Raw genomic sequence first — 22,151 nt, forward strand, 5'->3', positions numbered from 1 at the left:
TGGCCCCGGCGGCCGATCCCGGCCTGCGGACAACTCGATGCGGGGGCCGGTGTCGGAAAGGGCCCGTCACGAGATATCTTGACGTCGAGACGTTGTACACGTGAAGCGGAGTACCCGGTGACTGACTCGACCATCATCTACACGCACACTGACGAGGCCCCCGCCCTGGCAACGTATTCCTTCCTGCCCGTGGTCCAGGCGTATGCCTCGACGGCGGGCGTCAAGGTGGAGACGCGCGACATCTCCCTCGCCGGGCGCATCATCGCGAGCTTCCCGGAGCGTCTCGAGGAGGGCCAGCGCATCGACGACGCCCTCGCCGAGCTCGGCGAGCTGGCCAAGACCCCCGGTGCCAACATCATCAAGCTGCCGAACATCTCGGCCTCCATCCCGCAGCTCAAGGCGGCCGTCGCCGAGCTGCAGGCCCAGGGCTACGCCCTGCCGGACTACCCGGACGACCCGAAGACCGACGAGGAGCGCGAGACTCGCGCCCGCTACGACAAGGTCAAGGGCAGCGCCGTCAACCCCGTCCTGCGCGAGGGCAACTCGGACCGCCGCGCCCCCGCCTCGGTGAAGAACTACGCCAAGGCCCACCCGCACCGCATGGGTGCCTGGAGCGCCGACTCCAAGACCAACGTCGCCACCATGGGCGTCGACGACTTCCGCTCCACCGAGAAGTCCGCGGTCGTCGCCGAGGCCGGCAACCTCCGCATCGAGCTGCACGGCGACGACGGCTCCACCGCCGTCCTGCGCGAGAAGGTGCCGGTGCTCGCCGGCGAGGTCGTCGACGCCTCCGTGATGCGCGTCGCCGCCCTGCGCGAGTTCCTCACCGCCCAGGTCGCCCGCGCCAAGGCCGAGGACGTGCTGTTCTCGGTGCACCTCAAGGCGACGATGATGAAGGTCTCCGACCCGATCGTCTTCGGCCACGTCGTGCGCGCCTTCTTCCCGGAGACCTTCGCCACCTACGGCGCCGACCTCGCGGCGGCCGGCCTGAGCCCGAACGACGGCCTCGGCGGCATCTTCAAGGGCCTGGAGTCGCTGGCCAACGGTGCCGAGATCAAGGCCTCCTTCGACGCCGAGATCGCCTCCGGCCCCGCCCTGGCGATGGTCGACTCCGACCGCGGCATCACCAACCTGCACGTCCCGAGCGACGTCATCGTCGACGCCTCCATGCCGGCCATGATCCGCACCTCCGGCCACATGTGGGGCCCGGACGGCCAGGAGGCCGACACCCTCGCCGTCCTCCCGGACAGCAGCTACGCCGGTGTCTACCAGGCCGTCATCGAGGACTGCCGCGCCCACGGCGCCTTCGACCCGGCCACCATGGGCTCCGTCCCGAACGTCGGCCTGATGGCGCAGAAGGCCGAGGAGTACGGCAGCCACGACAAGACCTTCGAGATCCCCACCACCGGCACCGTCCGCGTGGTCGACGCCTCCGGCGCCGTGGTGCTCGAGCAGGTCGTTGGTGCCGGCGACATCTTCCGCATGTGCCAGACCAAGGACCTGCCGATCCGCGACTGGGTCAAGCTCGCCGTCACCCGCGCCCGCGCCACCGGCGACCCGGCCGTCTTCTGGCTGGACGAGGGCCGCGCCCACGACGCCCAGCTGATCGCCAAGGTCAAGGCGTACCTGGCCGAGCACGACACCGAGGGCCTGCAGATCGAGATCAAGTCGCCGGTCGAGGCCACCAAGTTCTCGCTCGAGCGCATCCGCCGCGGCGAGGACACCATCTCGGTCACCGGCAACGTGCTCCGCGACTACCTGACCGACCTCTTCCCGATCCTGGAGCTGGGCACCAGCGCCAAGATGCTGTCGGTCGTCCCGCTGATGAACGGCGGCGGCCTCTTCGAGACCGGCGCCGGCGGCTCCGCCCCGAAGCACGTCCAGCAGCTGGTCAAGGAGAACTACCTGCGCTGGGACAGCCTCGGCGAGTTCCTCGCCCTGGCCGTCAGCTTCGAGCACCTCGCCACCACCACCGGCAACGCCCGCGCCCAGGTGCTCGCCGACACCCTGGACCGCGCCACCGGCACCTTCCTCAACGAGGACAAGTCGCCGAGCCGCCGCCTCGGTGGCATCGACAACCGCGGCAGCCACTTCTACCTGGCCCTGTACTGGGCCCAGGAGCTGGCGCAGCAGACCGCCGACACCGAGCTCGCCCAGGCGTTCGCCGGTCTCGCCAAGACGCTGTCCGAGCAGGAGCAGACGATCGTCGACGAGCTGATCGCCGTCCAGGGCTCGCCGGCCGACATCGGCGGCTACTACCAGCCGGACACCACCAAGGCCGCGGCCGTGATGCGCCCGTCGGCGACTTTCAACGAGGCCCTCGCGACCCTCGCCTGACCCACCCCCAAGGCCCCGCGGCCGGCCGCCCCACCCAGGGACGCCCACCGCGGGGCCTTGCCCTTTTGCGGGAAGCCACTGGGGTACGGGCCGGCCCCGTACCCCGGGGTTTCCCTCCGCATGTGATCGATGGGGCCGGGACACCGTAGAGTCTTCGGTGCAGGTCAGGCCGAGATCAGACGCGGAGGGTCACCCGGTGAGCACCCCACGGACGCCCCAGCGGGCCCGTTCGTCCCACGACCGGGCGGCGACCGAGGAGGCGCTGCGGGCCGCCGCACTCGAGCTGCTGGAGCGGCAGGGCGTCCTCGCCGGCCTCAACCTGCGCGAGGTGGCCGACGAGGCGGGCGTCAACCGCGGCCTCGTCTACCAGTACTTCGGCTCCCGCCGCGACCTGCTGCGCTCCGCGCTCTGGGCGCAGGGCCAGGAGAGCGTCCAGGACGCCGCGGCGGCCGTCTCCGAGGCGCTGCCGCTGCGCAAGCGGCTCTCCCGGTTCTTCTGGACGTCGCTGCGCCGGCCCGGCCCGATCCGGCTGATGGCGCTCCTCGTGCTGGACGGCGACGAGCGGCCCCGCCCGCTGCCCCAGCGGGCGGCGGAGCACCGGCTGCTGGCGGCCGAGGCCGAGCAGGGCGGGCTGCCGGTGGACGACCCCGATGCGCTGCACGCGACGATGGCCTCCGCCGTGTACGGCTACGTGCTGCTCCGTGAGCACATGGCCCGGGAGATCGACGTGCCCGTCGAGGAGCTCGACGGGCGGGTGGCGCGCTGCCTGGACGCGATGGTGACCCACCGGCGCCGGGACGAGGCTCCAGGGCCGTCCTGACGCCGGCGGGCCGGGTGCGGGGTCAGCCCTGGGGGCCGCCCGCGACGTACAGCACCTGGCCGGAGACGAAGCCCGCGTCCTCGCCGGCCAGGTAGGAGACCGCACCGGCGATGTCGTCCGGGGTGCCGACCCGGCGGACGGGGATCTGCTGCGCCGCGCCCGCCTTGAGGTCCTCGAAGTCCAGGCCCATCCGGGCCGCGGTGGCGGCCGTCATGTCGGTGGCGATGAAGCCCGGGGCGACGGCGTTGACCGTCACGCCGAACGGGCCGAGCTCGATGGCCAGGGTCTTGGTGAAGCCCTGCAGGCCGGCCTTGGCGGCCGAGTAGTTGGCCTGGCCGCGGTTGCCGAGGGCCGAGGTGGAGGAGAGGTTGACGATCCGTCCCCAGCGGGCCTCGGTCATGTGGGACTGCACCGCGCGGGACATCAGGAAGGCGCCGCGCAGGTGCACGGCGACGACGGCGTCCCAGTCGTCCTCGGTGAGCTTGAACAGCAGGTTGTCCCGGGTGATGCCGGCGTTGTTCACCAGGATCGTGGGGGCGCCGAGCTCCTCGGCCGTCCGGGCGACCGCGGCCGCCACCTGGGCCGCATCGGTGACGTCGACGCCGACCGCGAGGGCGCGGCCGCCCTCCTTCTCGATCGCCTCGACGGTGCCGGCGCAGGCCGGCTCGTCCAGGTCGCAGACGGCGACGGCGTGGCCGTCGCGGGCCAGGCGCAGCGCGGTGGCCGCGCCGATCCCGCGGGCGGCGCCGGTGACGACGGCGACCTTGCGGCTGTTCTCGGGCATGGTGACTCCTGGGGAGAGGGGCTGATCGGGGGTCAGGGGTGGATGCGGGAGACGGCCTCGGCGACGCACGCGGGCTTCTCGCCGCCCTCGATCTCCACGGTGACCCGGGTGGTGATCTGCAGGCCGCCGGGGATCTCGTCGGCGCCGGTGAGCGCGACCCGGGCGCGGACCCGGGAGCCCACCCGGACGGGGGCGGGGAAACGGACCTTGTTCAGGCCGTAGTTGACGCCCATCCGGACGCCCTCCACCCGGTACGCCTGCTGGGCGAGGTGGGGCAGCAGCGAGAGGGTGAGGTAGCCGTGCGCGACGGTGGCGCCGAACGGGCCGGCCGCCGCCCGCTCGGGGTCGGTGTGGATCCACTGGTGGTCGCCGGTGGCGTCGGCGAACAGGTTGATCCGGTCCTGTTCGATCGTCAGCCAGTCGCCGGTGCCGATCTCGGTGCCGACGGCCCCGGCCAGGTCGGCGGGGGAGGGGAAGACGTTCACGGGTGACTCCCTTTCTGTGCTACGACGGGGCTGCTCTGCGACGGACCGCCGCTACAGGCCGAGGGACTTGGCGACGACCGTCTTCATGACCTCGCTGGTGCCTCCGTAGATCCGGAAGACCCGGTTGTCGGTGTAGAGGCGGGCGATCGGGTACTCCAGGATGTAGCCGTAACCGCCGTGCAGTTGGAGGCACTTGTCGATGACCCGGCCGGCCGTCTCGGTGCTGAACAGCTTGGCCGCGGCGGCGTCCGCGACGGTGAGGGAGCCGGTCTCGAAGAGGTCCAGCGCCCGGTCGGTGAACGCCTGGCAGGCCTGGGCCTCGGCCTCGCACTCGGCGAGCACGAACTTGGTGTTCTGGAACTCGGCGACGGCCCGCCCGAAGACCTTGCGGTCCTTCACGTACTGCACCGCGAAGTCGACCGCCGCGCGGGCCGCCGCGGTCGCGCCCACCGCGATGGCCAGCCGCTCCTGGACGAGGTTGTGGGTGAGGTAGCCGAAGGCCTTGCCCTCCTCGCCGAGCAGGTTCTCGACCGGCACCTTGACGTCGGTGAAGGAGAGTTCGGCGGTGTCGGAGCTGCGCAGGCCGACCTTCTCCAGCTTGCGGCCCACCCGGTAGCCCTCGGACTTGGTGTCCACGCAGAGGATCGACAGGCCGTGGCGGCGGTTCTCCGCGGTGGCCGGCGAGGTGCGGCAGACCACCAGGACGAGGTCGGCCAGCGCGCCGCCGGTGATGAAGGTCTTGGCGCCGTTGAGGACGTAGTGGGTGCCGTCCTCGGAGAGCTTCGCGGTGGTGGCGATGCCGGCGAGGTCGGAGCCCGCGCCGGGTTCGGTCATCGCGATGGCCGTCATGATCTCGCCGGAGACGAAGCCGGGCAGCCAGCGCTTCTTCTGCTCCTCGTCGGCGTACTCCAGCAGGTAGGGCAGGCAGAGGCCGGTGTGCACCGAGGAGCCGCCGAAGGACACGCCTGCCCGCATCAGCTCCTCGGTGACCACCGCCTGGTACTTGAACCCGCTCTGGCCCGCGCCGCCGTACTCCTCCGGCACCTCGATGCCGAACACGCCCAGCTCGCCGAGCCGGTAGTAGAAGTCGCGCGGCGCGTGGCCGTCCTGCTCCCACTGCTCGTAGACGGGCACGACCTCCTGGGCGATGAAATCCCGGACGACCTCGCGGAAGGCCTCGTGGTCCTCGGTGTACACGGAACGCCGCACGGTGCGCCCTCTTTCCTGTTCGGGGCCCGCGGGGATCGCTTCCGACCGCCGGCCCGCCGTTCTAGCGAAACGCTAAATTACTCGCCGGTCGGCTTCTGACCAGGGGGTGCGCAGTGTGACCTCGGCCATACTGCCGGCTGCTCCGGTGTGCAGATCGGATGGCGATCTTCGCGAGGACGGGCGACAGCGGACCGGTCGTGGTTTATCGTTCCGCTAAACCCTGGCGGCGAGCCGGCGGTGACCGTGGCGATGGGAGTCGGCGTGACCGAGAAGGCGTACCGCGTCTGCCCGCTGTGCGAGGCGACCTGCGGCCTGGAGCTCACCCTGGACGGGGGCAGGATCACCGCCGCCCGCGGCGACCGGGCCGACGTGTTCAGCGCGGGCTTCGTCTGCCCCAAGGGCGCCGCCGTCGGCCAGCTCGACAACGACCCCGACCGGCTGCGCCGCCCCCTCGTCCGCACCGGCACCCAGTGGCGGGAGGTCGACTGGGAGGAGGCCTTCGCCGCCGTCGAACAGGGACTCGCAGCGGTCGTCGCCCGGCACGGCCGGCAGGCCGTCGCCACCTACCTCGGCAACCCCAACGTGCACACCGTCGCCGGCGGCCTCTACGCCGGCGCCCTCGCCAGGGCCGTCGGCAGCACCCAGGTCTACTCCGCCAGCACCGTCGACCAGATGCCCAAGCACGTCTCCTCGGGACTGCTCTTCGGCGACCCGCTGGCCATCCCCGTACCCGACCTCGACCGCACCGACTACCTGCTGATGCTCGGCGCCAACCCGCTGGAGTCCAACGGCAGCCTCTGCACCGCCGCCGACTTCCCCGGCAAGCTGAAGGCGCTGCGCCGCCGCGGCGGCCGGCTGGTCGTGGTCGACCCGCGCCGCACCCGCACCACCGACCTCGCCGACCGCCACCTGCGGATCCGCCCCGGCTCGGACGCCTACCTGCTCGCCGGCATCGTCCACACCCTCTTCGCGGAGAAGCTCACCACCCCCGTCGACCACCTCACCGGCATCGACACGGTGCAGCGGCTGACCGAGCCCTTCCCGCCCGAGACCGTGGCCGCCGCCTGCGGCATCGCCGCCGAGGACATCCGGGCGCTCGCCAGGGAGCTGGCCGCCGCCCGGACCGCCGCCGTCTACGCCCGGATCGGCACCAGCACCGTCGAGTTCGGCACCCTGGCCAGCTGGCTCGTCGACGTCCTCAACGCCCTCACCGGCAACCTCGACCGGCCCGGCGGCGCCATGTTCCCGCTCGCCGCCCGGCGCCGCCGCGGCACCGGCACCGGACGCGGCTTCACCACCGGACGCTGGCACAGCCGGGTGCGCAAGCTGCCCGAGGTCAGGGGCGAACTCCCCGCCGTCACCCTCGCCGACGAGATCGCCACCCCCGGCGAGGGACAGGTCCGCGCCCTGATCACCGTCGCCGGGAACCCCGTGCTCTCCGTCCCCGGCGGCGACCGGCTGGACACCGCCCTGGCCGGCCTGGACTTCATGGTCAGCGTCGACCCGTACCTCAACGAGACCACCCGGCACGCCCACGTCGTCCTGCCGCCCCCGCCGCCCGGCCGCTCCGCCCACTTCGACCTCGCCTTCGGCGACCTCGCCGTCCGCAACACCGCCCGCTACTCCCCGCCGCCGCTCCCGCTCGAGGACGGCGAACTCGACGAGTGCCGCATCCTCTCCCGGCTCGTCCTCATCGCCGCCGGACAGGCCGCCGCAGCCGCCGCCGACCCCGACGCCCTCGACAACACCGTGATCGCCGGCGTCCTCGCCAAGGCCGTCGCCGACCCGGCCTCGCCCGTCCACGGCCGCGACCCCGCCGAACTCGCCGCCGCCCTGCACGGCACCACCGGCAGCGAACGACAGATCGACCTGATGCTCCGCCTCGGCGCCTACGGCGAAGGCTTCGGCGCCGACCCCGAAGGCCTCACCCTCGCCCGCCTCCTCGACGCACCGCACGGCATCGACCTCGGCCCGCTCCGGCCCCGCCTGCCCGAGGTGCTGCGCACCCCCTCCGGGCGGATCGAACTCTGCCCCGAACCGCTCGCGGCCGACCTGGACCGCCTCCGCGCGGCCCTCCCCGAACGGCGCGAAGGCCTCGTCCTGGTCGGCCGCCGCCACCTGCGCTCCAACAACAGCTGGCTGCACAACCTGCCCGCCCTCACCCGCGGCAGCAACCGGTGCACCCTGCACCTCCACCCCGAGGACGCCACCGCCCTCGGTCTCGCCGACGGCGACACCGCCCGGGTGCGCAGCCGCACCGGCGAGGTCACCGCCCCGGTCGAGCTCACCGAGGACGTCATGCCCGGCGTCGTCAGCCTCCCGCACGGCTGGGGCCACGACCGCCCCGGCACCCGCATGCAGGTCGCCGCCGCCGTCCCCGGCGTCAACGTCAACCAGCTCACCGACCCCGGAGCCGTCGACCCGCTCTCCGGCACCGCCGTCCTCAACGGCGTCCCCGTCCACATCGAACGCGCCGCCGCCGTCTGACGGACCGCCGGCCGACCGGGACAGCGGGACCGGACCGCCGGGCCGTTCTCCGGGTTCGACGGGGAGGCGACCTCGAGCGCGACCGTAGCCGGCTCCGCCGGCACCTCGTCGGCGCCGGGCTCCACGACCGAGACCGGGATGTGCGTGAGGTCGGGATTGCGCGGCTTGCCGACCCGGGGCGAGGCGAGGTCGGCGTTCTCTCTCGGCATGAACCCGGCCGGGCGGTGTCGGCGGACGCCGGCCGGCGTGTTGACGGACCGGCAGCCGGGCGTCGGCGGGAGCCGGTGGATACGCACGGGCCGTGGTGACCGGCCGGTAGAGTGCCCCCGGGGGCGGTGGGGCGTGTCCGGACGGGGCGCCCTTCCGGGGGACATGACGGGGGCGGGCATGCAGAGCGAGCGGTTGGACGGCCGGTACCGGCTGGAGGCGGTGCTGGGCTCCGGGGGCATGGGCCAGGTGTGGCGGGCCTTCGACGAGCGGGTCGGCCGGCCGGTCGCGGTGAAGCTGCTGACGGGCGCCGGCACGGCCTCCTCGGGGGTGGAGCGGTTCGCCGCCGAGGCCCGGGCCGCGGGCAACCTCAGCAGCCCGCACATCGTCACCGTGCACGACTTCGGCCGGGCCGGGCCCGAGCACGCCGGTGCGCCGTTCCTGGTCATGGAGTACCTCGACGGGCGGGCCCTGGAGGACGTCCTCACCGAGGGACCGCTGCCGCCGGTGCCGGACGCCCTCGACTGGACCCGGCAGGTCTGCACCGGCCTGGCCGCCGCCCACCGCGCCGGCCTCGTCCACCGCGACATCAAACCGGCGAACACCCTGCTGCTGCCGGGCGGCACCGTCAAGATCCTCGACTTCGGGATCGTCAAGCACCTGTACGAGGACCTCTCGCTCACCGGCACCGGCCACGCCATCGGAACGGCCGCCTACATGGCCCCCGAACAGGCCCGCGGCGACCGCGGCATCGGCCCGGCAGCCGACCTCTACGCCGTCGGATGTCTGCTGTACACCCTGCTGACGGGCCGTCCGCCGTTCACCGGCGCCCCGCTGGCCGTCCTCCACCAGCACCTGACCCGGCAGCCCGAGCCGCCCAGCGGTGTCCGTCCCGCCGTCCCGGCCGGGGTCGACGCGCTGGTCCTCGCCCTGCTGGCCAAGGAACCGGAGAATCGGCCCGGCAGCGCGGAGCAGGTCGTCGGCCTCATCGAAGGCCTGCTGGCACCGCCGGCCCCGCACCACCGGCATCACCCGGCAGCGCCGTCCACCGGCGCCGGCCCCGCCACCGCCGGGGGGTGGCCGCCCGCGGCGCCCCCGCCCCCTCCGATGGCCCTCGACGGAGCCCCGTCCCGCACCGGCGTCCCCGGCGGACGAACCCGCGAACCGGCCGGAACCGACCCGCACGGACTGCCGGACCCGCACGCCGCCTCGCCCGTACAGCCCGTGCAGCCCACCGGGCCGGGAGAACCGGCAGAACCGGCAGAACCGCTGACGGCCCGGAGTTCGGCCCTGCGGCGTAGTGCGCTCGCCGGCGGCACGGTGATCGCCGCCCAGCTGGTGGCGTTCGGCTCCTGGACGGTCGGGTGGGCCGGCCTGCTCGGGGTGGCGGCCTTCCTCGTTCTCGCCTTCCTGATGTGGATCGACCGCCCCACGCCGCAGCTCGCCCAGGGCACCGGCGGGCTCTTCGTCGCGGTGGCGGTCACCATGGTCTCCGGCACCGCCCTGCTGCTCTCCTCGCGGACGGCCTGGTGGGTGGCGCTGATCATGACCGTGGTCCTGTGCCCCGTCCTGCTGGTGCTGCAGAAGTCCTTGTCGCGCGGTCTCGGCACGCTGTTCGCCCGGCACGAGGCCGAGGCGCAGATGGCGGTCAGCACGGCCCTGGTGAACGCCGCACTCGCGACCGGGTACTACGTCGACGCCGGAGGCCTGCCGGTCCTCCGGGCGGAGGGCCTGGGCCTGCTGACCTGGTGCGCCCTGGCCGCGGCGCTGACCCCGCTCCTCCCGGGCCGGAGCCGGCCGCCGGTGCCCGAGCGGGCCTGAGCGCGCCGGGCGCGGGGGGACGGTCGACAGCGGTCGGCGGCGGCAGATCCGGCGGCGTCGGATCCGGCGTCAGATCCGCCCGACGAGGGTGAAGCCGGCTTCGCCGACCGCGGTGCGGACCAGGGTCTCGTCGAGGTCGGCGGCGGATTCGACGGTGACCTGGCCGGTGGCGGCCCGGGCGTCGACGCCGGTGACTCCGGGGATGGCGGCGAGGCCTGCGGTGACGGTCCGCTCGCAGTGGCCGCAGCTCATGCCTTCCACGCTGAAGACGGCGGTCATGGACATCGGGGAACCTCCGGACGCACGGAACGGGGCGGCGGCCCGCCCCACCCCCGGGCGCGGCCGTCGCAATCGATGCCCATCAGGACAGCGCAGCCCGCCCGAAAAGACACAGGGACACGCCGTCCGTGTGCCCCCATCGAGTGGTTCCGGGGCCGTTGCCGCGCGACGCGCCCCGCGGACGCCGACGGCCGGCGGCAGGCGCGTGCCGCGCTGCCGCCGGCCGTCGGCGTCGGATCAGTTCGCCGAGTTGAAGCCGTCCAGGATGCGCTGGGCCGCCAGGGTGGCGGTCAGCGTGCCCTGCCGGACCTCCTGCTCCACGGCGGGGACCAGCCGCCGGACCTCGGGGTGCTCGCGGAGCCGGGCGAGCAGCTGGTCGTGGACCATCGCCCAGGTCCAGTCGACCTGCTGGTCGCGCCGTTTGGCGTCGAGCGCCCCGGTGGCGTCCAGCAGGGTGCGGTGCTGCTGGAGGCGGTCCCAGAGGACGTCCAGCCCGAGGCCGCCGAGGCCGCTGCAGGTGAGCACCGGCGGTGTCCAGGCGGCGTCCGGGGGCTGGAGCAGCCGCAGGGCGCCGGCCAGTTCGCGGGCGGCGGCCTTGGCGTCCCGCTCGTGCGGGCCGTCCGCCTTGTTGACGGCGACCAGGTCGGCCAGCTCCAGCACGCCCTTCTTGATGCCCTGGAGCTGGTCGCCGGTGCGCGCGAGGGTGAGCAGCAGGAAGGAGTCCACCATGCCCGCGACGGTGGTCTCCGACTGCCCGACGCCGACCGTCTCGACCAGGACGACGTCGTACCCGGCGGCCTCCATCACCACCATGGACTCGCGGGTGGCGCGGGCCACGCCGCCGAGCGTCCCGGAGGTGGGGGAGGGCCGGACGAAGGCGTTCGGGTCGACGGCGAGCTTCTCCATCCGCGTCTTGTCGCCGAGGATGGAGCCGCCGGTGCGGCTGGAGGTCGGGTCGACGGCGAGCACCGCGACCCGGTGGCCCTTGCCGGTGAGCATGGTGCCGAGGGCCTCGATGAAGGTCGACTTGCCGACTCCGGGCACGCCGGTGATGCCGACCCGGACCGCCCTGCCGGAGTGCGGCAGCAGGTCGACCAACAGCCGCTGGGCGAGCTCGCGGTGGTCGGGCCGGATGGACTCGACGAGGGTGATGGCCCGCGCGATCCAGGCGCGCGAGCCGTCGAGGACACCCTGCCGGTACTGGTCGAGGTCGATCGTCCGGGCCACGGTTCAGCGGCTCACAGCTCGTGGCCGAGGTCGGCGGCGAGCGTGGTGAGCAGGTCGTACGCGGCGTCCGGGATCACCGTGCCGGGCGGGAAGACCGCGGCGGCGCCCATGTCCAGGAGCGTCGGGACGTCCTGCGGCGGGATGACGCCGCCGACCACGATGGTGATGTCCTCGCGGCCGGCCTCGGCGAGCTCGGCCTTCAGCGCCGGCACCAGGGTGAGGTGACCGGCCGCCAGCGAGGAGACGCCGACGATGTGCACGTCCGCCTCGACGGCCTGCCGGGCGACCTCGGCCGGGGTCTGGAACAGCGGACCGACGTCCACGGTGAAACCCAGGTCGGCGAAGGCCGTGGCGATCACCTTCTGGCCGCGGTCGTGGCCGTCCTGGCCCATCTTGGCGACCAGGATGCGCGGGCGGCGGCCCTCGGCCTCCTCGAACTTCTCGACCAGCTCCCGGGTGCGCTGCACGCTCTGGGACGGCCCTGCCTCGTCTCGGTACACACCGGAGATGGTACGGATCTGCCCGGAGTGCCGGCCGTACACCTTCTCGAGTGCGTCGGAGATCTCGCCGACGGTGGCCTTGGCGCGGGCGGCGCTCACCGCGAGCGCCAGCAGGTTGCCGTCCAGCGAGGAGCCCTGCGAGCCGGCCTCGGCGGCGCGGGTGAGCGCGTGCAGGGCGTCCTGGCAGACCTGCTCGTCGCGCTCGGCGCGCAGCCGGCGGAGCTTCTCGATCTGCTGGGCGCGGACCGAGGAGTTGTCGACCTTGAGGACGTCGATCTGCTCGTCGTTGGCCACCCGGTACTTGTTGACGCCGATCACCGGCTGGCGGCCGGAGTCGATCCGTGCCTGGGTGCGGGCGGCGGCCTCCTCGACGCGCAGCTTGGGGATGCCGGCGTCGATGGCCTTGGCCATGCCACCGGCCGCCTCGACCTCCTGGATGTGCTGCCAGGCGCGGCGGGCCAGGTCGTGGGTGAGCTTCTCGACGTACGCCGAGCCGCCCCACGGGTCGATGACCCGGCAGGTGCCGGACTCCTGCTGCAGCATCAGCTGGGTGTTGCGGGCGATGCGGGCGGAGAAGTCGGTCGGCAGGGCGAGTGCCTCGTCGAGGGCGTTGGTGTGCAGCGACTGGGTGTGGCCCTGGGTCGCGGCCATCGCCTCCACGCAGGTGCGGGTGACGTTGTTGAACACGTCCTGCGCGGTGAGCGACCAGCCGGAGGTCTGCGAATGGGTGCGCAGCGACAGCGACTTGGCGTTCTGCGGGTCGAACTGCTTGACCAGCTTGGCCCACAGCAGGCGGGCCGCGCGCAGCTTGGCAATCTCCATGAAGAAGTTCATGCCGATCGCCCAGAAGAACGACAGCCGCGGCGCGAAGGCGTCCACGTCCAGTCCGGCGCCGAGGCCGGCCCGCAGGTACTCCACACCGTCCGCGAGGGTGTACGCCAGCTCCAGGTCGGCGGTGGCCCCGGCCTCCTGGATGTGGTAGCCCGAGATGGAGATCGAGTTGTACCGCGGCATCTTCTGCGAGGTGTACGCGAAGATGTCCGAGATGATCCGCATCGAGGGCTGCGGCGGGTAGATGTACGTGTTGCGGACCATGAACTCCTTGAGGATGTCGTTCTGGATGGTCCCCGCCAGCTTCTCGGGCGGCACCCCCTGCTCCTCGGCGGCCACGATGTAGAGCGCCAGTACGGGCAGCACCGCGCCGTTCATGGTCATCGACACCGACATCCTGTCGAGCGGGATGCCGTCGAAGAGCTGGCGCATGTCGTAGATGGAGTCGATGGCCACGCCGGCCATGCCGACGTCGCCGGTGACCCGCGGGTGGTCGCTGTCGTAGCCGCGGTGGGTCGGCAGGTCGAAGGCGACCGAGAGGCCCTTCTGACCGGCCGCCAGGTTGCGGCGGTAGAAGGCGTTGGACTCCTCGGCGGTGGAGAAGCCCGCGTACTGGCGGACCGTCCACGGCTGGTTGACGTACATGGTCGGGTAGGGGCCGCGCAGGAACGGCGCCATGCCCGGGTAGGTGCCCAGGAAGTCCAGGCCGGCCAGGTCCTCCGCGGTGTACAGCGGCTTGACGCCGATGCCCTCCGGGGTCTCCCAGACCTGCTCCTCGACGTCCTTGCCGGTGGCCTGCTGCCAGGCGTCGCGCCACTGCGCGCCGTCGCCGGCCGCGGCGCCCCCGCCCAGCCCGATGGTGGTGAAGTCGGGGATCATGGGGCCACTCCGATCTCGTCGAGGAGGGAGGTCAGGACCTCGACCGCGTCGCAGCCCGCGAACACGAAGGAGTCCACTCCCGCCCGCTGGAAAGCCTCGCGCAGCTCGCCGGGGCGCCCGGCCAGCAGCACCTTGGCGGCGCCCGCGGTCTTCAGCGCCTTGGCGACCGTCTCGCCGTGCTCCTCGTACAGCGCGTCGCTGGAGCACAGGCAGGCGACGCCCGCACCGCTCGCCGCGAAGGCCTCGGCCAGCGCGGCCGCGTCGGTGCCCTCGGCGGCGGTGGTCTCGATGCCGCCGGCCTGGAAGAGGTTGGCGGCGAAGGTGGTGCGCGCGGTGTGCGAGGCGGCGGTGCCCAGCGAGGCCAGGAACAGCTTCGGCCGGGCGCCGGTCGCGGCCAGGTGCGCGTCCGAGCGGTCGCGCAGCGCCTCGTACGCCTCGGCACGGCGGACCTGCGGCAGGCCGCCGCCACGGCGGGCGGGCGCCGGCTCGCGGACCAGCGGCTGCTCGCCGAGGTGCGGGAACTCGCTGACGCCGGTGACCGGCTCGCGCCGCCTGGCGAGCTTGGCGGTGCGCTCGGCCCAGGTCGCGGCGATCCGCTCGCCGACCAGCCCGGCGGCGAGGGCCGCGCGCAGGCCGCCGGCCCGCTCGATCTCCTGGAACCAGGCCCAGGCGGCCTGCGCCAGTTCGTCGGTCAGCTGCTCCACGTACCAGGAGCCGCCGGCCGGGTCGATGACCTTCGCCAGGTTCGACTCCTCCAGCAGGATCGACTGGGTGTTGCGGGCGATCCGGCGGGCGAAGGCGTCCGGCAGACCGACCGCGGAGTCGAAGGGCTGCACGGTGACGGCGTCGGCGCCGCCGACGCCGGCGGCCAGGCAGGCGACCGTGGTGCGCAGCATGTTCACCCACGGGTCGCGGGAGGTCATCATCACGGACGAGGTGACGGCGTGCTGGCGCTGCGCGGCGGCCGGGCCGGTGATCCCGGAGACCTCGGCGACGCGCGCCCAGAGGCGGCGGGCGGCACGGAACTTGGCGATGCCGAGGAACTGGTCCTCGGAGGCCGCGTAGCGGAACTCCAGCTGGCCGGCGGCCTCGTCGGCGGTGAGGCCGGCGGCGGTGAGCGCGCGCAGGTAGGCGACGCCGGCGGCCAGCGAGCAGCCGAGCTCCTGGGCGGCCGAGGCGCCGGCGTCGTGGTACACGAGCGCATCGACGGTCAGGGCGCGGAGGTTCGGGTACGTGCGGCCGCAGTGCGCGGCCAGGTCGGCGGCCTCGGCGAGCTGCGCGGTGGTGGCGCTGTCGTCGCCGGTGCGGGCGAGCAGGCCCAGCGGGTCGGCGCCGAGGCTGCCGGACGCCGTGTCGGACGGCACCCCGCGCTCGGTCAGCAGCGCGAACAACTGCTCGGCGGCGGGCCGGAATTCGGCACCCGCGTCGAGGGCCACCGCGGCCAGGTCGAGGTAGACGCCCTCCAGTGCGGCGGGCAGCGCGGCGACCGGCAGGCCGCCGTCCCCGACGGTCAGCCAGAGCGAGGTGACACCGTTCTCGAGGTCGGCGAGGACCGCTTCGTTGGTGCGCACCGCGTCGGTGCCGGCATGGCGCTGCCGCACGTCCCACCCGGATACGGCCGAGCCTTGTGGCCGGCCGCCCCGGAGGTACGGCGGGAAGCCGGGGAGGCCGGCGTCGGCCGGGGCGTCCTCGGCGGTGTACAGCGGGCGGGCGCTGAGCCCGTCCTGAAGCTTGGTGGTGAGCGCTTCCTCAGCCTGTACGCCGCTCGCGTTCTGCACACCAGACTTGCGCAGCACGCCTTCGACGAGGCGCTGCCACTGCTCGCGGGTCGCATCCGGGAACTCGGCGGCCAGGGGAAGCCCTTCGGGCAGGACCGTCATGAGTGCAGGTTAGTGCCCGTTAGCAGGTCGGCAGCAGATCAATCCAGTGTGACCTTTTTAACCCTGCACTCCTGGTCACGGGGAGTGCCGTGGGCTGCGGGAGCCTGCGCCAGGAGTGGCGGGAGGCGGTGTTCCGGTCGCGTGCTGCGGGTCGGGCGCGGTCGCGCGTCGCGGCGGGCCGGGCCGCACGGTCCGTCCGGCGGGTGGGCCGTCGTTCCGTCAACTCGCCGCAGGCGGTGTCGATACGGGATTCGACGGGGTGTGCCGCGACTCTTGTCGGCCTTGCAGGGCCGGTTGTATAACGTTGTAAACGCCCGCCGGAGAGCGCGATCCCCGGTGCGCGCCGCTCTTTCCGCACGTCAGCGAAGCTTCCCCCTGCCTCCCGATCCGGCCCGCCATCGGTGCGCCCCGGCGTGCCCCGGCACGCCCGGAACCGCGCCGCCCCCGGCCGGACCCACCCGTCAAGGAGCGTCCTCGCATGACCAGCCCCCGCAGATCCCGCCTGCTCGCCTCCGCCGCCCTGCTCGCCACCGCCGCCCTCGTCCTCACCGGCTGCGCCAAGGAGGAGACCCCGTCCACCGGTTCCGGCGACGGCCAGGCCGCCCAGGCCGCCACCGGTGCGGCCTCCGCCCCGGCCGCCGGAGCCGGCTGCACCCTGCAGAGCACCGGCACGCCCAAGATCGACCTCAAGGACGCCGTCGTCGGCTTCTCCCAGTCGGAGAAGGAGGCCAACCCCTTCCGGATCGCCGAGACCCAGTCCATCAAGGACGAGGCCGCCAAGCTCGGGGTCAAGAAGCTGCTCACCACCAACGCGCAGTCCCAGCTGTCCAAGCAGATCAGCGACATCCAGGACATGCTCAACCAGGGCGCGCAGCTGCTCATCGTCGCCCCGCTGAACTCCGACGGCCTGCAGCCCGCGCTCGCCGCCGCGGCCGCCAAGCACGTCCCGGTGATCACCATCGACCGCAAGGTCAACGCCACCGCCTGCAAGGACTACCTGACCTTCATCGGCTCGAACTTCGTCGAGCAGGGCAAGCGGGCCGCCGACGCGCTGATCCAGGCCACCGGCGGCACCGGCAAGGTGGCGATCCTGCTCGGCTCCTCCGGCAACAACGTCACCACCGACCGCACCAACGGCTTCGTCGACCAGCTGAAGGCCAAGGCGCCGGGCATGGAGATCGTCGCCCAGCAGACCGGCGAGTTCGCCCGCGACAAGGGCCAGCAGGTGATGGAGCAGCTCATCCAGTCCAAGCCGGAGATCACCGCGGTGTACGCGGAGAACGACGAGATGGGTCTCGGCGCCGTCACCGCCCTCAAGGGTGCGGGCCGCAAGCCCGGCAAGGACGTCAAGATCGTCTCCATCGACGGCACCCGCAACGCCGTCCAGGCGCTCGCCGCCGGCGACTACAACGGCGTCATCGAGTCCAACCCGCGGTTCGGCCCGCTGGCCTTCGAGACCCTGCAGAAGTTCCTCGCCGGGGAGTCCATCGGGGACAGTGTGATCATCACCGACCGCGCCTACGACCCGGGCAACGCCGCGGCCTCGGTCGGCGGCGCGTACTGACCCCGCGGCGCCCGGCCCCGGCCGGGCGCCCCGGCCCGTCCCCTCTCCTTGCATCCCTCTGCCCCCGGAGGTCCTTCCCATGGCCCCACCCGCCCCGGCGGCCGTCCCGCCCGAGGACGGTGCCGCCGCGCCGCCCGCGCTCGAGGCGATCGGCGTGGCCAAGCGCTTCCCCGGCGTCGTCGCCCTCGACGACGTCTCCCTGGCCCTGCGCCCCGGCGAGATCCACGCCCTGGTCGGGGAGAACGGCGCCGGCAAGTCCACCCTCATCAAGGTGCTGACCGGCGTGCACCGGCCGGACGCCGGCGAACTGCGGATCGCCGGACGCCCCGTCACCCTGCACCGGCCGTTCGACGCCCAGCAGGCCGGGGTGTCGACGATCTACCAGGAGGTCAACCTCGTCCCCCTGATGAGCGTCGCCCGGAACGTCTTCCTGGGCCGCGAGCCGCGCACCCGCCTCGGCCTGATCGACTTCGCCCGGATGTACGCCGAGAGCGCCGACCTGCTGGCCGGGCTCGGCGTCGCCGTCGACCCGCGCCGCCCGCTGCACACCCTCGGCATCGGCGCCCAGCAGATGGTCGCCCTCGCCCGGGCGGTGTCGGTCGACGCCCGGGTGGTGGTGATGGACGAGCCCACCTCCGCCCTGGAGCCGCGCGAGGTGGAGACGCTCTTCCGGGTGGTCGGCGAACTGCACGCCAAGGGCATCGCCATCCTCTACGTCAGCCACCGCATGGACGAGCTGTACCGGCTGTGCGACCGGGTCACCGTGCTGCGCGACGGCCGGCTGGTGCACACCGGCGACCTGGCCGGCCTGGACCGGCTCGACCTGGTGTCGATGATGCTCGGACGGGACGCCGCAGAGGTCCGCCGGCACGGTGTCACCGGCTTCGGCGACGGCCACCGCGCCGAGCGCGAACCGGTGCTCACCGCGCAGGGCCTGACCAAGCGGCACCTGCTGCACGGCGTCGGCCTCCAACTGCGGCCCGGCGAGGTGCTCGGCCTCGGCGGCCTGCTCGGCTCCGGCCGCAGCGAGACCGCCAAGGCCCTGGCCGGGGCACTGCCGCTGGACGCCGGCAGCGTCGAGGTGGCCGGCCGCCCACTGGCCCGCCGCTCCCCGGCGGCCGCCATCCGGGCCGGCATCAGCCTGCTCCCGGAGGACCGCAAGGCCGAGGGCATCATCCCCGGCCTGTCCGTCCGCGAGAACATCGTGCTGGCCGCCATGCCGCGGCTCTCGAAGTTCGGCCTGGTCTCCCGCCGCCGCCAGGACCGCCTGGTCGAGGTCTTCATGCGGCGGCTGCGGATCAAGGCGTCCAGCCCCGAGCAGAAGGTCGGCGAACTCTCCGGCGGCAACCAGCAGAAGGTGCTGCTCGCCCGCTGGCTCTGCCTGGAGCCCAAGGTGCTGCTGCTGGACGAGCCCACCCGAGGCATCGACGTCGGCGCCAAGGCCGAGGTCCAGACACTGATCGACGAACTCGCCAGGGAGGGCCTGGCCGTGCTGCTGATCTCCTCCGACATCGAGGAGCTGGTGGAGGGCGCCGACCGGATCACCGTGCTGCACGCCGGAGCCGTGGCCGGCGAACTCACCGGCGAACAGGTCACCGAGGCCGACCTGCTGGCCCTGCTCGCCGACCGGGCCGCACCCGCGGCCGTACCTCCGTCCGCCCCTGCGCCCGCCGACCCGGCCCAGGAGGAACCGCGATGACCCAGCCCGCACTCGCCGGCCGCCCGGCCGCACTCAAACTCCCGGACGGGGCCTGGCTGCAGAAGTACGGCGTGTACCTCGCGGTGGCCGTCCTGCTGCTGTTCAACGCCGCCTTCACCGAGCACTTCCTGACCGCCGACAACCTGCGTACCCAGCTCGTCCAGGTCGCCCCCGTGGTGATCGTCGCGCTGGGCATGGCACTGGTCATCGGCACCGAGGGCGTGGACCTCTCGGTCGGCTCCACCATGGCCCTGGCCAGTGCCCTGCTGCCGCTCTACCTCGGCTACGGCCTCGTCCCGGCGCTGCTGGTCGCACTGCTGGCCGGCGCCGCCGTCGGCCTGGTCAACGGCACGCTGGTCTCGGTGGTCGGCCTGCAGCCGATCGTGGCCACCCTGGCGCTGTTCGTCGGCGGCCGGGGCCTGGCCCTGGTCGTCGCGGACGGGCAGCTCAAGCAGATCGCCAACCCCGACCTGCTCGCCCTCGGCTCCGGCAGCCTGCTCGGCATCCCCTGGACGGTACTGATCGCCGGGGTGCTCGCCCTGCTCGTCGCCGGCCTCGTCCACCGCACCTCCTTCGGCCGCCGGCTGGTCGCGATCGGCGGCAACCGCACCGCCGCCGCCCTCGCGGGCCTCCCCGTCCGCCGGGTGCTCACCGGCGTGTACGTGCTGTGCGCAGTGCTCGCCGCACTCTCCGGCGTGCTGGCCACCGCCCGGCTGACGGCCAGCGACCCGTCCGCGCTCGGCACCCTGATGGAGCTGTCCGCCATCACCGCCGTCGTGGTCGGCGGCACCCCGCTGACCGGCGGCTCCGTCCGCGTCCTCGGCACGGTCACCGGCGCCCTGCTGATGCAGCTGCTGCGCGCCACCCTCGTCAAGCACGACCTGCCCGACTCCACCGCCCAGATCGCCCAGGCGGCCATCATCCTGGCCGCCGTCTACACCGCCCGGGAGCGCAGGTCCCGATGAAGAAGCCCGCCGTCCTCGGCCCCACCCCGTTCGCCCGGCCCGTCCTCCGCGCGCCGTCCGGCGCCGACCCCGCGCCGCTGCCCGGCAGGCTGCTCGGCCTGCTCCAGCGGCAGGCGGTGCCCGCCGTGCTCGCCCTGCTCGTCGCGGTCTCCACGGTGCTGTTCCCGTCCTTCGGCACGCTGGACAACGCCCGCAGCATCACCGTGCAGACCTCCTTCCTCGCCGTCGTCGCCCTCGGCATGACGCTGGTGATCCTCACCGGCGGCATCGACCTCTCGGTCGGCTCGGTGTTCGCCCTCGGCGGTGTGCTCGCCGCCTGGGCCTCCCAGTGGGGCCTCGCCCCGGCGCTGCTGCTGCCGCTCGCGGTCTGCGGCACGATCGGCGCCGTCAACGGACTGCTGGTGGCCCGCGCGGGGATGGCGCCGTTCATCGTCACCCTGGCCACCCTGCTCGGTGCGCGCGGCCTGCTGCTCGCCGTCACCCACGAGGGCGCCACCACCTACCTGGTGCCGCGCGGCTCGGCCTTCGCCGAGCTCGGCCAGGGCACCGTGTGGGGCTTCGGGTACCCGGTGCTGATCGCCCTCGCGCTGTTCGGCCTCGGCGGGGTGCTGCTGCAGCGGACCCCGTTCGGCCAGTCGGTGTTCGCGATCGGCGGCAGCAGCGACGCCGCGACCCTGATGGGCCTGCCGGTGGCCCGCACCCGAGTGCTGGTCTACCTGCTGAGCGGCCTGCTCGCCGGGCTCGCCGGCGCACTGAGCGCCGCCCGGCTGTCCTCCGGGGTCACCATCGTCGGCGCCGGCATGGAACTCGACGCCATCGCGGCCGTGGTGATCGGCGGCACCCTGCTGACCGGCGGCGCGGGCACCGTCGGCGGCACCCTGTGGGGCGTCCTGCTGCTCGCCGTCATCCAGAACCTCATCAACCAGATCGGCTCGCTGAACTCCTCCTACCAGTCGGTGGTCAGCGGCGGATTCCTGATTGTGGTCGTCCTCGCGCAGCGATACCTCTTCCGCACTCGTTCCACCCCGTAGAAATGACCCGAGAGCCCGCCCGCCGAGAGGAACACCGTGGTCAGTCTGAAGGACGTCGCCCAGCGCGCCGGAGTGTCGATCAAGACCGTCTCCAACGTGGTGAACGGCTACCAGCACGTCACTCCCGCCATGCGCGAACGCGTCCAGCGCGCCATCGACGAGCTCGGCTACCGGCCCAACCTGACCGCGCGCCACCTGCGCAAGGGCCGCACCGGCATCATCGCGCTGGCCGTGCCGGAGCTCGGCAACCCGTACTTCGCCGAGCTCGCCGGCGCCGTCATCGACGCCGCCGCCCGGCACGACTACACCGTCCTGCTCGACCACACCGGCGGCCGCCGCGACCAGGAACTGCTGGTCTGCCAGGGCTTCCGGGCGCACGTCATGGACGGGCTGATCCTCAGCCCGATCGAGCTGGAGTCCGAGGACCTGCTCGCGCGCACCGACACCTCCCCGCTCGTCCTGCTCGGCGAGCGGGAGTACGACGCCCCGTACGACCACATCGCGATCGACAACGTCGCCGCGGCCAGACTCGCCGTCCGCCACCTGGTGGACACCGGCCGCCGGCGGATCGCCTTCCTCGGCGCCCGCGAGGAGAGCGCCCGCCGCCCCGCGCACCTGCGCCTGCGCGGCTGGCGGGAGGAGCTCGCCGCCGCCGGACTGCCCGCCGACGACGCCCTGGTGGTCGCCACCGAGGCGTACGGACGCGAGGACGGCGCCCGGGCGATGGCCGCCCTGCTCGACCGCGGCCCGCACCCGGACGCGGTGTTCGCCTACAACGACACCATCGCGGTCGGCGCGCTGCGCACCCTCGCCGACCGCGGGCTGCGGGTGCCGGAGGACGTCGCCGTGGTCGGCTTCGACAACATCGACGAGAGCCGGTTCGCGCACACCCCGCTGACCACCGTCGCGCCCGACAAGGAGGCCATCGCCCGGCTCGCCGTCGACTGCCTGGTCGACCGCCTGGCCGGCACCGCCGGAACGGAGCCCCGCCGCGCCCGCCCCGGCCACCGCCTGGTCGTACGCGACTCCACCGTGGGGCGGACCCGCTAGGGGAGGTCACCCGGGGGCATCCCAGGGGCGCGGGAGGTGCCCCCACGCGCCCCTGAATTGACCACCCTGGCGGGGCTGCCCGCCCATCAGCCGCAG

16 protein-coding genes are annotated in these 22,151 nt (G+C 73.4%); 9 read left to right on the forward strand and 7 right to left on the reverse strand.

The features are described from left to right. The first annotated feature begins 117 nt into the window (after window positions 1–117). Both ACQ614_RS36070 and ACQ614_RS36075 read left to right on the forward strand, forming a co-directional pair. The gene (locus tag ACQ614_RS36070) at window positions 118–2,337 is read left to right on the forward strand and encodes an NADP-dependent isocitrate dehydrogenase (protein ID WP_431683337.1); all 2,220 of its coding nucleotides are present in this window, start codon (window positions 118–120) and stop codon (window positions 2,335–2,337) included. A 196-nt stretch (window positions 2,338–2,533) separates the two neighbouring features. Then, a complete protein-coding gene (locus ACQ614_RS36075; protein WP_363487841.1) occupies window positions 2,534–3,157 on the forward strand; it encodes a TetR/AcrR family transcriptional regulator in 624 nt (207 codons plus the stop codon). 22 nt (window positions 3,158–3,179) lie between these two features. On the opposite strand, the gene fabG is transcribed toward ACQ614_RS36075, so the two are convergent. From fabG to ACQ614_RS36090, 3 genes are read right to left on the reverse strand one after another with little or no spacing between them, the layout of a single operon-like run. Further along, complete coding sequence (gene fabG, locus ACQ614_RS36080) at window positions 3,180–3,941, reverse strand: 3-oxoacyl-ACP reductase FabG (protein ID WP_431683338.1); 762 nt, start codon at window positions 3,939–3,941, stop codon at window positions 3,180–3,182. Window positions 3,942–3,973: 32 nt separating this feature from the next. Then, the gene (locus ACQ614_RS36085; RefSeq protein ID WP_431683339.1) at window positions 3,974–4,426 is read right to left on the reverse strand and encodes a MaoC family dehydratase; all 453 of its coding nucleotides are present in this window, start codon (window positions 4,424–4,426) and stop codon (window positions 3,974–3,976) included. A gap of 51 nt (window positions 4,427–4,477) precedes the next feature. Next, window positions 4,478–5,635, reverse strand: a complete 1,158-nt coding sequence (locus tag ACQ614_RS36090; RefSeq protein ID WP_431683340.1) for an acyl-CoA dehydrogenase family protein — start codon at window positions 5,633–5,635, stop codon at window positions 4,478–4,480. Window positions 5,636–5,896: 261 nt separating this feature from the next. On the opposite strand from ACQ614_RS36090, the gene ACQ614_RS36095 reads away from it, so the two are divergent. Further along, a complete protein-coding gene (locus ACQ614_RS36095; RefSeq protein WP_431683341.1) occupies window positions 5,897–8,122 on the forward strand; it encodes a molybdopterin oxidoreductase family protein in 2,226 nt (741 codons plus the stop codon). 387 nt (window positions 8,123–8,509) lie between these two features. Then, window positions 8,510–10,150 carry a serine/threonine-protein kinase gene (locus tag ACQ614_RS36100; RefSeq protein WP_431683342.1) on the forward strand — a complete coding sequence of 547 codons (1,641 nt, stop codon included), beginning with the start codon at window positions 8,510–8,512 and terminating at the stop codon, window positions 10,148–10,150. 69 nt (window positions 10,151–10,219) lie between these two features. Here the strand turns inward: ACQ614_RS36100 and ACQ614_RS36105 are convergent, their stop codons facing one another. The 4 genes from ACQ614_RS36105 to mutA form a co-directional block, all read right to left on the reverse strand. Further along, complete coding sequence (locus tag ACQ614_RS36105; protein ID WP_431683343.1) at window positions 10,220–10,435, reverse strand: heavy-metal-associated domain-containing protein; 216 nt, start codon at window positions 10,433–10,435, stop codon at window positions 10,220–10,222. 231 nt (window positions 10,436–10,666) lie between these two features. Then, on the reverse strand, window positions 10,667–11,656 hold the full coding sequence (gene meaB / locus ACQ614_RS36110) for a methylmalonyl Co-A mutase-associated GTPase MeaB (protein ID WP_363487819.1): 990 nt from the start codon (window positions 11,654–11,656) through the stop codon (window positions 10,667–10,669). 11 nt (window positions 11,657–11,667) lie between these two features. Beyond that, a complete protein-coding gene (gene scpA / locus ACQ614_RS36115; RefSeq protein WP_431683344.1) occupies window positions 11,668–13,866 on the reverse strand; it encodes a methylmalonyl-CoA mutase in 2,199 nt (732 codons plus the stop codon). Further along, window positions 13,863–15,746, reverse strand: a complete 1,884-nt coding sequence (gene mutA, locus ACQ614_RS36120) for a methylmalonyl-CoA mutase small subunit (protein WP_431683345.1) — start codon at window positions 15,744–15,746, stop codon at window positions 13,863–13,865. Before mutA ends, scpA begins: the two co-directional genes overlap by 4 nt. A gap of 478 nt (window positions 15,747–16,224) precedes the next feature. Here mutA and ACQ614_RS36125 point away from each other — a divergent pair, with 478 nt between their 5' ends. The 5 genes from ACQ614_RS36125 to ACQ614_RS36145 all read left to right on the forward strand — a co-directional run bounded on the left by ACQ614_RS36125 (window position 16,225) and on the right by ACQ614_RS36145 (window position 22,055). Beyond that, entirely contained in the window at window positions 16,225–17,310 is a 1,086-nt protein-coding gene (locus ACQ614_RS36125) for an ABC transporter substrate-binding protein (protein ID WP_431683346.1), read from the forward strand. 79 nt (window positions 17,311–17,389) lie between these two features. Next, window positions 17,390–19,009, forward strand: a complete 1,620-nt coding sequence (locus ACQ614_RS36130) for a sugar ABC transporter ATP-binding protein (RefSeq protein ID WP_431683347.1) — start codon at window positions 17,390–17,392, stop codon at window positions 19,007–19,009. After that, window positions 19,006–19,974, forward strand: a complete 969-nt coding sequence (locus tag ACQ614_RS36135; protein ID WP_431683348.1) for an ABC transporter permease — start codon at window positions 19,006–19,008, stop codon at window positions 19,972–19,974. The genes ACQ614_RS36130 and ACQ614_RS36135 overlap by 4 nt, the downstream gene beginning before the upstream one ends. Beyond that, window positions 19,971–21,005 (forward strand): ABC transporter permease, encoded by a 1,035-nt coding sequence (locus ACQ614_RS36140; RefSeq protein WP_431683349.1) that lies wholly within the window; start codon window positions 19,971–19,973, stop codon window positions 21,003–21,005. Before ACQ614_RS36135 ends, ACQ614_RS36140 begins: the two co-directional genes overlap by 4 nt. Before the next feature lie 36 nt (window positions 21,006–21,041). After that, window positions 21,042–22,055 carry a LacI family DNA-binding transcriptional regulator gene (locus ACQ614_RS36145; RefSeq protein WP_431683350.1) on the forward strand — a complete coding sequence of 338 codons (1,014 nt, stop codon included), beginning with the start codon at window positions 21,042–21,044 and terminating at the stop codon, window positions 22,053–22,055. Window positions 22,056–22,151: the final 96 nt, after the last annotated feature.

It is taken from the genome of Kitasatospora dryopteridis, assembly GCF_050749075.1.
Lineage (GTDB): Bacteria > Actinomycetota > Actinomycetes > Streptomycetales > Streptomycetaceae > Kitasatospora.